The sequence below is a fragment of the Phyllobacterium sp. OV277 genome, assembly GCF_900104355.1.
In the GTDB taxonomy this organism is placed as follows: Bacteria; Pseudomonadota; Alphaproteobacteria; order Rhizobiales; family Rhizobiaceae; genus Phyllobacterium.
Genome location: NZ_FNIY01000004.1, coordinates 203,396 through 216,802, shown reverse-complemented (window position 1 = coordinate 216,802; position 13,407 = coordinate 203,396). Strand labels below are relative to the sequence as shown.

Sequence of the window (13,407 nt, the reverse complement as noted above, 5' to 3'; positions counted from 1 at the left end):
TTATCCTGCCAAGGACATTGACGCGAGCAGTGCGACTGCGGCCGCAGGCGCAGCTTTGCTTGCATCGTCCCGCGCATCTGGCGTTGCTGGTATCAACATGCCGAAATCTACATAGGGTCGGTCCATACGCCGGGCCAGTTGTTTGATTTGAGGTCTGCCTATACCTGCACCAACAATGGGCGCGGTCTGCTCGGGCGAGAGGTGGCGTGCCACCCGGAAAGCTCCATCATGGATCATGCGTATTTGGTGCTCGCTGAACCACCGTGCAATATCGATCCATTCCGCCTCGTGCAGGTCACCACTATCCCGCCCCACCATTCTTGCCAGCCTTTGAATGGACCCGGCAAGGGTTTTCGGTTGACGGTCGGCAGATGGATATTTGTCATCGGCCTCATCCAACGTTCCGAGAATACGGCCCAGATCGGCGGTGTTGGCGAAATATTCGTTCATAAGCGGCGTCATGTGGCCACGTATGGGGACAAGAGCCGCGATACCGATCAGCGCTGAGCGGGCAAATCCCGTATAAACCAGTTCGCCTGTCGACAGCCGCTCCGCATCGGAGTAACCGTCATGGACCAATTCACCGTTCCTGAAGGCAAGTATATCCGTAGTGGTCGATCCCATGTCGATAAACAGGCCGGTACCCGCCAGTTTCGCACTTAATGAAGCTGTGGCGTGCCAATTGGCGGATGCGATGTCCCCACCCAGATTGCGTGCCATATCAATATCACAGAGGCCTGCACGGCCGGCATAGATGAGCGTGTTCTTGTCCCCGAATTGCTCTGCGATAAAATCAAGCAGCCCTGCAATTCCTGCGTCGCGTGAGGTGAACGTATCCGAGAGTTCTCCGGTCATCGTGAACACATTGAGATGACCATCTGCCCGCAATGGCGCAATTTCGATCAGGACCTCGCGCACCTGATCGACACCGAGCCAGAGTGGGGTTTTGAAAATTTTTGCCGAGACGATCTCGCCATTCTGGCATTGCGCCATCTTGAGATGGGCTCCCCCAACATCCCAGCCGGTAATCAGGGGCTTTCCTTCAGCAGCAAATCGGCGTTTCATGAGCATAACATTCCTTGGATTCTACAAGTGCATATCATTCCGGTACTCGACATAAAAGATGGACTCGTTGTTCGCGCCTATATGGGCAAGCGCGAGACGTATCGTCCTATCGAAACACCCCTCAGCCCTACGGCTGAAGTACTTGATGTGGCCGAAGGTTTGCGCAAACTCTATCCTTTTCCAGCCTTCTATATTGCTGAACTCGACGCAATACAGCGCGGCCCTTCTGACGATACATTGAAAAGATTGAGGCCATTATTGGCCACAGCCGATGTCTGGCTGGACGCTGGTTTCTCGACCCTTAGCCAGCTGGAACAAGCCTTGAATATGGATGGCATATCACCTGTATTGGGTTCGGAGTCTCAATCTGATGCTTCCGTGCTTGAGAAATTACGCGAAAATCTACGGCTGGTTCTATCCCTGGATTTCAAGGAGGATGAATTTGTCGGGCCGCCGTCTATTCTTGAAAATGCTGATAACTGGCCATCCCGGATCATCGCCATGACGCTTGGCCGTGTCGGCGCCAATTCGGGCCCCGATTTGAAACGGCTGACCGAAATCAAGCGACGGGCCGGCAATCGTGCAGTTATTGCTGCGGGCGGCGTTCGCCATGTCCATGATCTGGAGCAACTGGAAGCAATCGGCATCTCAGCAGTACTTGTCGCTACCTCGCTGCACAATGGATCACTGACATCGGAGACAATCTCGTCTCTGATGAAAAACACCCAACAAGGCAGGTTTGAGCAAGGGGATTGATTGCTTTCCCCTTGCTCAATTCTAGAAGCCCAAACGTTTTGCCAACCGGCGCAACAGACCATCCGATGCAACAGAGGGCGTACTCTGTGCGGGGTTGTCTCGTGTCTAAGCGCTGAACGGATGCTTTACAGTATCACGCTGAGCTGTTGCTTCGGCGGCAGTCGGCTTGCCCGATACTGCACGTTCCAGAGCTTCCTTGGTTGCTCGATAATTGAAGTCCTGAATCTTCGCGTCGTCCTCAGCCTCCCAATGGATGAAAACACCAACGCAAATAAACAGATCATCGGCTTCATCAGCTGGAATAGTGCCATCGGCTACACTGTCCTGGACCGCCTTGGCTACCGCATGCTGTGCGGGACCAAACATCTGGACAGCCTGTTTGGCTCCCTTGATGGTAACCTTGTTGAACAGAATAGTGTTTGGCTTACATGCCAAATTCGGCGCGATTACCGCAAGGAGAGAGGTGAACCCATCCTTGTTATTTGTCAAAGCGTTGCAGAATGCTGTTTCAACTGCACTGCCGCGCGGTCCGATCAACAGATCGATATGCGCAACTTCATTACCATCGCCAACCAGCGATTCGCCAACCATTACCTTGTTGATTTTAGCCACGGCCAAATACCTCCCTAAACCGTTTCCAAGTGTTTGTCCAAAGACGCCGTACCTCTCGAGACACGACTCTCGATGGACAGCTATCCTTGTTCACAGCACCCTCAGTCCGGGGTCGGTTGGCCAGATAGCAGCGGACAAATCCGCTGGGGAAATTCAAGCATTTACCTCGCCATTATGCAAGAGCCAGATGAGTTTTGAAGCAAAAAGGCTTGCAACTGTAAGGTCTGCAGAAGTGCCGGGATTGATACTTTTTGCTTTGAGTTGAGCATCGAAAGCAAGGAGTATTTTTTCACGTTCCTTGCCATCGTGCACTTGAATAACCCGGGCAAGGATTTTCTCCGCCGCCAACCGCGTTTCTTCGGCAATAGTGGCACCATGTTTACGCACGATGTGGCTATCCGGAAAATTTGAAAGGAAATAGAGATAGACGAATATGCTTGGCCACATCGCAGGTTCGCTGCGTCCAACAGCCGAACTATAGGCGGACAGACCGCCGGCAAAAACGTCGGAAAAGCCTGTCACATATTGCCGAGCAATCATATCACGGTCTGACGCCGCGCGCATCGCGTCCAGAAGTGGGACATCCGGTTCATTAGCAACGTCATGTTCCGATGTCGTCCCAAGGCCACCCGGCTGTGCAAATGTGATTGCTGTAAATACATCCCGCGCATCGGCCATATCGAGCATCTCAAGTGTTTTGGCGAGACCAGATTGCAGATCGGAAGTGGTCTCGGCTGCTGCTTGGGCAAGCGGAACACAGAGAAGAAGTATACCGAGATTTGTATTGGTCCCAACTTCAGATCGGGTAGCCGCTACTGCAGCAAGAATGCGTCCACCAACGGAAAGGGCAGGATCAGTCACTGGACCGGATGAAACCTGTGCACTGTCGAAAAACTGCTGTGCATTCATGCGATGCCCATCCGCAAAAATATGCACGTTGCCCGGTTTCAGCGCCTCAATCTCCTGGTAGCAGGCATCGATATAGGCGCGGCGGATCTGTTCACGCGTCAAGGTCAAGCGGCAGGTCTTTCGTCCAGTTCGGTTTCAATTTGCGCGACAAGAGCACCGGCAATGCAGTCAGCAATCCGGACAGGAACAACCGATTGCAGTCCCGACCAGGCGGGCATGCTATTGACCTCGAGAACAAGGAGTTTTCCATCTGCTGCAGGAATGATGTCGATTCCGGCAAAATCGGTGCCGATGGCGGCGGAAGCTGCAAGCGCAAGCTCTTCCAGTTTATTCCGCAATGGCCCAATGATGGGCTCCGCCTTTGCGCCCTTGGCAATATTGGTGATCCATCCTTCGGCGCGCCGTGCCATCATACCTAGGACCTCGCCCGCACAGGTGAAGACCCGATAATCGCAGTAAGGCGGGCCTGGTCTGGCCACAAAGCGCTGCAGATAATAAACGTCATCCATTTCTTCCGGCTCGGGCAAATCCTCGACGCTGCGGATCAACCTGATGCCGCGGCCTTGCGACCCAAACAGGGGTTTCAGCACCAGTGGCCCGTGCACGAGTTCCCGCTCCGCGATCATTCTGGCGTTCACAAGACTTTCAACGGCAAAGGTTTCTGGTGTGGGCAAACCGGCCTGCACGAGAAAGAACGTCGTTGTGGACTTGTCGACACAGCGTTCGATGGCCTTGGCGGAATTCCATACGGGAACGCCGAGGTGGGCAAAGGCATGCAGAACCCCGAGGCGACGGGTGATTGCCTCGAATGTGCCCGAAGAGATTGATCGCACGATAACGGCAGCGGGCAAAGTACCGTTCATGCGGGGAATGGCTATGCCGGAGGGATAGCGTGTATCGAAACCGATATCGGCTAATGGTAATGTCTGAACATTAAGCCCATGGGTTTTTAGTGCGGCACGAAGCTGTTTCACCTGACGGTCGGGTCGGTCGGAAAGGATCAATACGGTTTCTGTCATTTTGTCATTCAGCCCAGAGATTGTTCGAGCATTGCTTCGTGGACTCCGCCGTTGCGAAAGGTATCACCAGTCTCAATGGCTGTAACGATTACTTCCGCAGGGCTGAACAGGTGTGGGTCAATGGCATAGAAATCTCCTTTGAATTTCTTGAATATATCGGCGAAAGGCTGGCCATGATCGCGTGATGTATGGCTGGGAAGCTGTTCAGCCAGCTTGCGTGCCGCTGCCGAACTACCGCGTACGAAAAGTTGAACCGTACCGCCATAAATGATCGCATCATTGGTTCTGCCCATGGCTTTGAGAAAATCCGGGTGCGGGGCAGGGATTGGCGCGCGTCCGGCACCATCCACAATGTCACCCAGTGGAAATTTTAGATCATGCGCCTTGTGCATTGCGACCTCGAGCACACGTCCGACAATCTGTACTGCCCCCGTAAGACTTTGCGTCGGCGCATAAATGAACGTCAGCTTCTCAGGTGCGAAACCCGTCGCCTTGGACACTTTTTCAACAATAGCTTGAGGCGGCGGTGTCGCAGTTTCAAGAATAACGACAGCAGATTCCGCGGCGGGTTCGCGATAGAGGATTTCCTCAAACAATGGTTCCACCCGTGCCAGTGTGCGTGCTGGTCCAGATCCCATGGCGAAGTATTTCTCATGCGAGAGATTCCAGCCAGCATACTGACTGGCAAGACAGGCCAGAACCGGCTGGGAGGAACGCACATTCACAATAAAAGGCCATTTGCCTACGCCGAGTGAAGCGGAGGCCGTGCCGAGCCCGCCCATGCAGATTTCAATAATGCGAAGCCCGGCGTCCACACCACCCCGACAATTAGCGCCCGCGTCGATGACGTGTTCGCCTATGCTGCCACGGCTATAGTTGATACCAAGCCTGCTCGCATCCTCAATCATCTTGTCGGCCAGGTGTTGAGCGCTTCGGTTGAGATAGGCATGACCGTCTCTCATGAAAACTCCTCCCTCCAGTTAACCGCGAGTTTTTCGACGCGGCTCTTCACGGCTTTCATCGCTGCTGAGGCGGAGGGAGCCGTGGCGAATACAGTACAGACAGGATCGCCTGCCTGAAGCGCGGTGCCTGCCCTTTGATGATCTGCGGTCATCGTCGGCCAGATAATTTCGGGAAAGGCGCTGATGGCTTTGGCGGTATAGGCGATTGCCGAAGCAGTTGAGCCCATATAGCTGGGTATGGAGATGTCGCACCCTGTCAGGGCCTGTAAATGTTGACGCAAAAGAGGTGCTTCTTCAGTATCGAAAATATCGAGCGTCGCACCCGGCCGCGGGTTGATTTCGATCAGATAGAGACCAGCGGCACCAACAATAAAGTCAGCACTGCACAATCCGACCAGATTAGTGCGCCGGGTCAATGCTGTCAGCCAGTCCTCTATATCTTTCGCTTTTTTCTTATTGAAGCGGCGTAGACGAACCGCGCCGCCATAGCGATAGGGGCTGATCTTTGACGGAGCAGACCACTGTTGACTGAACCCGATAATATGCGCCTTTTCCCGGTCGGCAAGAAAGAGCGCCGATAAATTTCGGCCAGAGATAAAGCGCTGAAAATAGTGCTTCAGGCCCGCAGTTCCACCGTTTAGAGGCTTTACGTGCGAGCCACCTGCGCCTCCAGCCAATTTACTCAGCCAACCCTTAGAATTGTTTGGGGGATCAAACTGTATTTCAGGATGACTTATGCCAAACTCATTACATAGCTGTGCCAGATATGCAGGATCTTTGATGAGCCGAACTGTCTCGGTGTTGTTTCCAGCGACCGTGAACTTTTGCGAGAGTGCCTCTATCATTTCCGGATTGCGCTCGAAACCGGAGCCGTAAATGACAGCTATGGGTTTGTCGTCACCGGCAAGTTCTTGAAGTGTTTCTACCAGATATCGTTCGTTGATGCCCTCGTGCAGACTCCCCGAAAGTTTCACGGCACGCTCTGCCAGTGCGAGCGTGTCAGCGTCGTTGAAAAGATCCGCAACCAATGGCCGAAAGCCTGCACGGCGCGCAGCCGCAGCTAGCGAGCGTCCTGAAACTGCGGCGATCAAGACCGCGTTATTTAACGAGTTCGCGAGCAAGGGCAAATGCGTCCCGAAAATCAAAGATGACTGGCTTTTTGGCTCTGATCATCTGTTCAAACAAACCGGCTTGAGTCTTGTATTTGACATTACCGATGGAAAGCGGGCCAATGCCGACAGCCTCTGTCGCATCGAGCGGCTCACCATTGGCATTGACTTTCAATCCCTCAATACCGGCTGGTGGAACAGCGTTGACATCAGCGGCGACGAGAAGCTTGCCGGCTTTACCCAGCTGTGCCGTCGATAAGACCTGCACACCCGCTTTTGCCGCCGCCAGCACCACTTCCGTGTTCTGAAGAATGGCGGACTTTTTCTCCTCGGTTGCCCCGTCAGCAGGCTCAACGGAAAGATTGAATCTTTGCCTGATTGAGGTTGCAACAGCCTTCACCCGTTCAATGCCGTCGTGACCGACAATCGTCACATTTGCGCCCTGTTGCGCGGTAATCACTGCTGTGCAATAGCCGACGACGCCAGTAGCGCCAAAGATCACTACACTGGCACCCTCCAGCTTGCGATCGTGACGTTTCCACAATGCCTTTTCTACCTTGGCAACCATGGCAGCGGCGGTTGTAAAGGACCCGGCAGGGTCGGCAAAGACCGAGATTTCAAAGGGCGGAACCATGGCATTCTTTGCAGCGTTGAGCATGTCGAGCGCGATTGGGGCATCCTTTCCGGCAATGAAAATGCCGGTCGCCACACCCGCGTCCGGCGGTCGCGAGAATATGGCGTCTTGAACAAGATTGCCCACATCTGAAAGAGCGACATCGGTGTAGGGCACAACCGCGTCGTAACCGGCATCAAGTGCCATGTTGACATCAAATGGGCTCATTTGCCGAAGCGGGGTTAGCATATGCAGGATTGTTTTGCGGCTCATAATATCCGCTCCTTTTTGATGAAGGCGCCCATGGTACAAGCTCTGGCAAGATTCAAAGCGGCATGCGTGATATCCGCCCCGGCATTGCGGCCCGCAACAATCTGGATGGTGGTGCCGTACGCATTCTGGTCTATCGTATCGACGATCCGCTCGGCATCCATTTGCGATGCTGCAAAAGCAAAACCGGTAGGTCCCCAAGAACTCTGGCCGATACCAACGGCACCAGCCCGGACAAGTTGACTGATAGTCGCCGCAACCCGCTTACTGGTGAAAATACCGCCCTGTGCCGGTGCAAAATAGTTGCCGATCTCGCTCTGGATGGCAGCAATTGCCTGCCCGAACAACGGTAGGTTGTTTTCGATAAGGCCCGGCATAATACCCATCAAAACATGACGATTGATCGCGGCCGATGTTGCCAGCGGGAATGGGGGCAATGCTTTGAAAGCTTCAATCTCGGCATCACCATGAATGCCTTGTGTGGATGTATCGAAGACAAGGATGATGCGCCAGTCCTCGGGAAAGGGTATCCGTGCGACAATCGTCGGCGCTGCACTGTTTGGCCCCTTGCCGGCATCAACAATGACACCGCCCTTTTCAAACGCTGCTATGCCTATGCCGGAGCGTGTCCCGCGTCCGAGCAGGGAGGCGTCATTGACGATATCAAGCGGCAGGGAGTGCAGAGAGCGAAGAGCTGCTGCAATGGCGAGGGCAATCTGGGTGCCGGAGCCGAGGCCGATATGCTGCGGGATGGTTTGATGAACGACAATCCTATGTTGCGCCTTGATACCAAGATGACGGGAGAGCGTCGCAACATGCTGCGCGACGCGTTCCTGCTCATCGCCTTCCACATGGGCCTTCGCAGCACGTGAGATCGTCAGGACGGTTGCAACATCCTGTATAGGCAGGCCAACACTGCCGAACCTGTTATGACCAGGTTCAGGGACGTGGCGTGGTATATCAAGGAAGCCAAGGTGAATACGGGCCGGGACTTCAATAGTGACGGATTCCGACATTTGCTTAATTTACACAATCTCGAAAATCGGGCCCTGCAGTATGATATCGTCTTTCGAGCGAGGTGCAAGCACCATACGCAAAGAAGTGGAGGATTGGTGAATGGCTGAGGAATCAAAGGGGACGAAGCCTACGGAAAAAGTTTATTCCGAAAGCGAAGTGATCGCAAAACTCAAGAAAGATTTGCCCCAGTGGCGATACGAGAACGGCTGGATTCGCCGGAAATACAAGACCCACAGCTGGAAAGCGACGCTCATGGTTATCAATACCGTTGGGCATCTCGCCGAGGCCGCCTGGCATCATCCGGATCTCAAAGCATCCTATGCGTGGGTTGAGGTCTTGCTGATGAACCATGCGGCAAAAGGCATCACCGACAAGGACTTCGAGCTTGCGGCAAAGATAGAAAGTGTTGTCCAGTGGCAGCCCGGCGAAGAGGCGGGATCGCTTGAAGGGACACCGCAAACGGACCAGCGTTTTGCCTATATCAAGTACGACAGTTGATCTTGTAAATTTTGCATCCCGACAGGGTTCACATTCGAGAAAAAATGGCTAAGCTCAAATTGGCACCAGAAAGTTGCGGAATATGTCGGTTGCATGGATTGGCAGCCAGCCTGTATCTTTAACGGATGCAATTCAGAATGCTGTGAAGCTTCTGGCATCAAGCCGTTGTCCGGTTTTCTCCTTGGATACGGATGTGCATGGTACGCGCAGTGCCATTGCTCTGGCGACGATATTGGGCGGTGCTTACGATCACACGATGGGTCGGTTACTTGCCAATGAAATTGCGCTGATCACAGATCATGGCGGCATGTTCACGACACCGGGTGAGGTGCGCCGCCGTTCCAGCCTGATTGTTCTTGTTGGCGAAGTTCCCGTCTTCCATCACGAACTGCTGCAAACATGGGCGAACTCGAAACCCGACCTTGGCGACAAGCACAGCCGTCATTGGTTCCATGTTGCCGGTGCGGAAACAAATTCATTAGACAGCAAATTGCTGCGCCCAATGAAAGCCGTGCCAGTCGGTGGCGAGAATTTATCGCTGAATGCAACATTGGCGGTTCTCCGCGCGCAATTGCAAAACCGCCAGACAGTATCAACATTGAGCAATATCGACCGGTTTAAAAGCGCGCTTACTGCAGCGCAGTTTCCGGTATTTGTTTTTTCCGGCGGTTCGGTTGAAACAGCTGGTCTCGTGATGTTGCAGGATTTGATCGCCGATTTGAACAAAAAAGGGCGCGCCAGTAGTCTATTCCTACCGGCAGATGATGATGCATGGGGTTCCGCTCTCACCTCGCTTTGGATGACCGGATTTCCACCCCGAACAGGATTTATCAATAGCCTCCCAAGCTATGACCCGGTGCGTTGGGATGTTCAACGCATGCTCCGCGAGAAGGAAGCGGACCTGCATGTCTGGGTGTCTACCCGTGAGGGCGAAACGTCCCCCAAAGGGGGAAAGGCCAGATTGATTTCCCTGTCCCGAACCGACGCCCCAACCGCTGGCGCTATGATAACGATTGCTGTCGGTAAAGCCGGGATTGATCACGATGGCGTTGCCTATTCGAGTCGGATTGGCACGTTCGGATTTGTACAAGCGATGGCGCCATCGCATTTGCCAAGCGTTTCGAACATCATACGTCAATTGGCCGATGCATTGCCCGGAAAAAAGGAGTTCGCATGCTGATCCGTTTGTCAGGCGGCGAAGTCATCGATCCCGTTAATGGCAAAACCAGCCAGCGCGACGTGTGGATCAGAGATGGCGTATTGATCGACATACCAGAGGGTGAAACAGCCGATCAGACGCATAATGTTTCGGGTTGCATCGTCATGGCAGGCGCCATTGATATTCATTCTCACATTGGTGGCGGCAATGTGAATACCGCACGTTTGCTTTTGCCGGAATACCATGCGGCGCACCAGCCGCGACCAACCAACACGCCCTTATCCAATGCCGGTTGGTCTACGTTCCGGACCGGTTGTCTTTATGCGCAAATGGGATTCACGACAGTGGTGGAACCTGCAATGGCGCCTTACACCGCCCTGCACACGCATCTGGAACTGGCTGACATACCAATCATCGACAAGGCGACACTGGCCATTCTAGGCAATGATGATTTCACGCTGTCCTTGCTGCGCGACGGCAAATCTTCGGCGATGATCGATGATTACGTGGCGTGGGTCGTGGGTTCGACGCGTGCGCTTGGTGTCAAAGTCATCAATGCTGGCGCCGCTGCGGCATTCAAAGAGAATGTCCGATCCTTTTCGCTGGATGATGTGGTGCCGGAATATGGCGTCAGCTCGCGCAAGATTGTGAAATCGATGCAGGCATCTGTTACCCGGCTGGGTATTCCCCATCCGCTGCATGTCCATGCCAATAATCTTGGCATTGCTGGCAGTGCCAATACGGCCGCTGCCACCATCGCCGCAACCGAAGGGGTACCGCTGCATCTGGCCCATCTTCAATTCTATGGTTACGGCACCGAAGGGAAACGCAAATTCTCGTCTGAAGCGGCGCGACTGGCTGAAGCAGTTAACAGCAATCCCGATGTCACCATAGACATCGGTCAGGTCATGTTTGGCCAGACAGTAACGATTTCTTCTGACGTGATGCGCCAATTCGCAGCCCTCGGCAATGCCAGTCCGAAAAAAACGGTGATTTTTGACGGCGACGGCAATGGTGGTGGTGGAATTGTGCCCTACCGTTACAAGCAGGATTACTACGGTTCGATACAATGGGCTGTTGGGCTTGAGCTTTTCCTGCTCGTTACCGATCCATGGCGCGTGTTCTTCACCACCGATCATCCCAATGGTGCGCCGTTTACGGCCTATCCTGAATTGTTTGAGCTTTTGATGAGCAGTGCTGCCCGGGATGCAAAATGCACGGAACTGAATGCATCCGCACTGGAGCTTACGACACTCGCGTCCATTCGTCGTGAATACAATCTGGAAGAGATTGCGATTATGACGCGCGCCGCGCCCGCAAAACTGCTTGGTCTCAAGGACCGCGGTCATCTTGGGGCAGGGGCAATAGCTGATGTCGCGGTATACCGTAAGGGCAAGGATATCGCGAAGATGTTTCGCGAGGCGGCGCTGGTTTTCAAGAATGGCGATCTGGTGGTCAAAAACGGCAAGGTAATGCACTATCGGTGGGGCAAAACGCTCAGGCTTAATCCGCCACCGGATAAGGCAATGGCCAAGCGTATGAACGCTTATCATGAAGAGCGCTATGGCCTGTCACTCGACTGGTTCACCTTCCCGGACTCGGCGATCCAACGCGACGAGCCGTTTGCGGAGGTATCATGCAACAGCTAAGCCGCAATGGTATCCTCATCGACGACACTTTTGCCGAAGCTTTCGGTATGCGTGCGACAGCAATAGTCATCACCGCGCCCACGCTGAAATGGGCCCGTCAGGCGGCCATTACCATGACGGGCTATGCAACATCGGTTATAGGTTGCGGCTGCGAAGCGGCGATCGATGTTGATCTGCCGGCTTCAAAGACACCGGATGGGCGTCCGGGGTGCCGCGTCATGATTTTTGCCATGGGTACGGATGAACTACAGAAGCAATTGAAGAGCCGGCTCGGCCAATGCGTGCTGACGTCGCCCGGGAGTGCCTGTTTCGCTGGTCTTGAAGGAACGGCACCGCTGGATCTCGGCAATTCACTGCGCTATTTTGGTGATGGCTGGCAAATATCAAAGAAGTTTGGTGGAAAGCACTATTGGCGCGTACCCGTCATGGATGGTGAATTCCTGTGCGAAGCCACAACGGGGTTGACCAAACTGGCCGTTGGCGGCGGTAACCTTCTGTTTCTTGCAGCTGATAACACCAAAGCCTTGAACGCGGCCGAACGAGCCGTTGCTGCCATCGAAAAAATACCGGGCGCGATTATGCCATTTCCAGGTGGCATCGTTCGCTCAGGTTCGAAAGTTGGTGGAAAGTATAAGGGAATGTTGGCCTCTACGAATGATGCTTTTGCGCCCACATTGCGCGGTGTCGTTGGCACGGCCTTGACACCTGACATCAACGCGGTGCTCGAAATCGTTATCGATGGTGAAACCAGTGATGCAGTTGCCGCCGCTATGCGGGCAGGATTGAAGGCTGTTATCGATTTCGGTCCCAAGAAAGGTGCGTTACGGATAAGCGCTGGCAATTATGGCGGCAAGCTAGGCAAATTTCATTATCATCTCAAGGATTTGCTGCCATGAAAGCGTTGACGTTCACACTGATTGACCAACCTGACGAGCGTTTGGATTTATCCGGATTAACGCCCGTCGCTCTGGCCGGATTATCGGAGGTCCAGGTCTCCAGGCTGCGTATTGGAACGAGCCGCAATCCAGCCTCCGTTGGTGATGTGTTCAAGGTCGCTGGCAAAGATGTAAACAACATTGTTTTCGAAGGCGGCAGCGCGCGTTTCGATAAAGTCGGAACAGGATTGAACTCCGGATCAATGCGTATCATCGGTGACGTCGGTGACCAGGCCGGCAGGCGAATATCCGGTGGATCATTGTATATTGAAGGCAGCGCCGGTGACCACACGGGATCGTGTATGGCTGGCGGACGGCTGGAGATCAAAGGGAATGCCGGAAACTATCTGGGTGGACCGCTGGCAGGCGAAATGACCGGCATGGAAGGCGGCATATTGATCGTTCGCGGCAAGGCCGGAGATTATACAGGAGATCGTCTGCGTCGCGGTGTTATTGCTGCATTGAAGGGTTGTGGCGATTATGCGGGGTATCGCATGATTGCCGGAACGATTGTGGTCTGCGGCCGTACCGGTGCTATGCCGGGTTACCTCATGAAACGCGGCTCGTTGCTGTTTGATCGGCGGCCGGAAAATCCGTCGCCGACTTTTATGCCATGTGGCGAACCCGATATTGCCTTTTCTAGTCTGTTTGATCGTTTTCTTATGGATGAGAACATTGTGAACAAGCCGCTGCTCGGCCCGAAGCCGGGAAAATATGGTGGCGACAACGCTGTATCAGGCAAAGGTGAAATATTGTTTCGACAACGCGATCGATTACGCAGTGATTGACGATAGCGTGCGGTGCTTATCCCGCTAAAGGCGCCGCAGATCAGAT

14 protein-coding genes are annotated in these 13,407 nt (G+C 53.9%); 6 read left to right on the top strand and 8 right to left on the bottom strand.

Annotated features, from left to right (window positions below):
• Positions 1 to 1,065: a hydantoinase/oxoprolinase family protein gene (locus tag BLU05_RS15735; protein WP_091881679.1), complete on the bottom strand. Its 1,065-nt coding sequence runs from the start codon at positions 1,063 to 1,065 to the stop codon at positions 1 to 3.
• A gap of 27 nt (positions 1,066 to 1,092) precedes the next feature.
• On the opposite strand from BLU05_RS15735, the gene BLU05_RS15730 reads away from it, so the two are divergent.
• Positions 1,093 to 1,821 (top strand): HisA/HisF-related TIM barrel protein, encoded by a 729-nt coding sequence (locus BLU05_RS15730; protein WP_244518372.1) that lies wholly within the window; start codon positions 1,093 to 1,095, stop codon positions 1,819 to 1,821.
• 105 nt (positions 1,822 to 1,926) lie between these two features.
• Here the strand turns inward: BLU05_RS15730 and fae are convergent, their stop codons facing one another.
• The 7 genes from fae to BLU05_RS15695 form a co-directional block, all read right to left on the bottom strand.
• The gene (fae, locus tag BLU05_RS15725) at positions 1,927 to 2,433 is read right to left on the bottom strand and encodes a formaldehyde-activating enzyme (protein WP_091882314.1); all 507 of its coding nucleotides are present in this window, start codon (positions 2,431 to 2,433) and stop codon (positions 1,927 to 1,929) included.
• Positions 2,434 to 2,586: 153 nt separating this feature from the next.
• Complete coding sequence (locus BLU05_RS15720) at positions 2,587 to 3,450, bottom strand: triphosphoribosyl-dephospho-CoA synthase (RefSeq protein WP_091881675.1); 864 nt, start codon at positions 3,448 to 3,450, stop codon at positions 2,587 to 2,589.
• On the bottom strand, positions 3,447 to 4,361 hold the full coding sequence (locus BLU05_RS15715; RefSeq protein ID WP_091881672.1) for an ATP-grasp domain-containing protein: 915 nt from the start codon (positions 4,359 to 4,361) through the stop codon (positions 3,447 to 3,449). Before BLU05_RS15715 ends, BLU05_RS15720 begins: the two co-directional genes overlap by 4 nt.
• A gap of 8 nt (positions 4,362 to 4,369) precedes the next feature.
• Positions 4,370 to 5,323 (bottom strand): methenyltetrahydromethanopterin cyclohydrolase, encoded by a 954-nt coding sequence (gene mch, locus BLU05_RS15710; RefSeq protein ID WP_091881670.1) that lies wholly within the window; start codon positions 5,321 to 5,323, stop codon positions 4,370 to 4,372.
• Complete coding sequence (locus tag BLU05_RS15705) at positions 5,320 to 6,444, bottom strand: ATP-grasp domain-containing protein (RefSeq protein WP_175540626.1); 1,125 nt, start codon at positions 6,442 to 6,444, stop codon at positions 5,320 to 5,322. The genes mch and BLU05_RS15705 overlap by 4 nt, the downstream gene beginning before the upstream one ends.
• Complete coding sequence (locus tag BLU05_RS15700) at positions 6,422 to 7,318, bottom strand: NAD(P)-dependent methylenetetrahydromethanopterin dehydrogenase (protein WP_091881664.1); 897 nt, start codon at positions 7,316 to 7,318, stop codon at positions 6,422 to 6,424. Before BLU05_RS15700 ends, BLU05_RS15705 begins: the two co-directional genes overlap by 23 nt.
• Entirely contained in the window at positions 7,315 to 8,331 is a 1,017-nt protein-coding gene (locus tag BLU05_RS15695; protein ID WP_091881662.1) for a beta-ribofuranosylaminobenzene 5'-phosphate synthase family protein, read from the bottom strand. Before BLU05_RS15695 ends, BLU05_RS15700 begins: the two co-directional genes overlap by 4 nt.
• A gap of 100 nt (positions 8,332 to 8,431) precedes the next feature.
• On the opposite strand from BLU05_RS15695, the gene BLU05_RS15690 reads away from it, so the two are divergent.
• The 5 genes from BLU05_RS15690 to BLU05_RS15670 all read left to right on the top strand — a co-directional run bounded on the left by BLU05_RS15690 (position 8,432) and on the right by BLU05_RS15670 (position 13,361).
• The gene (locus BLU05_RS15690) at positions 8,432 to 8,830 is read left to right on the top strand and encodes a 4a-hydroxytetrahydrobiopterin dehydratase (protein ID WP_091881659.1); all 399 of its coding nucleotides are present in this window, start codon (positions 8,432 to 8,434) and stop codon (positions 8,828 to 8,830) included.
• A gap of 82 nt (positions 8,831 to 8,912) precedes the next feature.
• Positions 8,913 to 10,010 (top strand): molybdopterin-binding domain-containing protein, encoded by a 1,098-nt coding sequence (locus BLU05_RS15685; protein WP_091881656.1) that lies wholly within the window; start codon positions 8,913 to 8,915, stop codon positions 10,008 to 10,010.
• A complete protein-coding gene (locus BLU05_RS15680) occupies positions 10,004 to 11,638 on the top strand; it encodes a formylmethanofuran dehydrogenase subunit A (RefSeq protein WP_091881654.1) in 1,635 nt (544 codons plus the stop codon). Before BLU05_RS15685 ends, BLU05_RS15680 begins: the two co-directional genes overlap by 7 nt.
• Positions 11,626 to 12,534 (top strand): formylmethanofuran--tetrahydromethanopterin N-formyltransferase, encoded by a 909-nt coding sequence (gene fhcD / locus BLU05_RS15675; protein ID WP_091881651.1) that lies wholly within the window; start codon positions 11,626 to 11,628, stop codon positions 12,532 to 12,534. The genes BLU05_RS15680 and fhcD overlap by 13 nt, the downstream gene beginning before the upstream one ends.
• Entirely contained in the window at positions 12,531 to 13,361 is an 831-nt protein-coding gene (locus BLU05_RS15670) for a formylmethanofuran dehydrogenase subunit C (protein ID WP_091881650.1), read from the top strand. Before fhcD ends, BLU05_RS15670 begins: the two co-directional genes overlap by 4 nt.
• Positions 13,362 to 13,407: the final 46 nt, after the last annotated feature.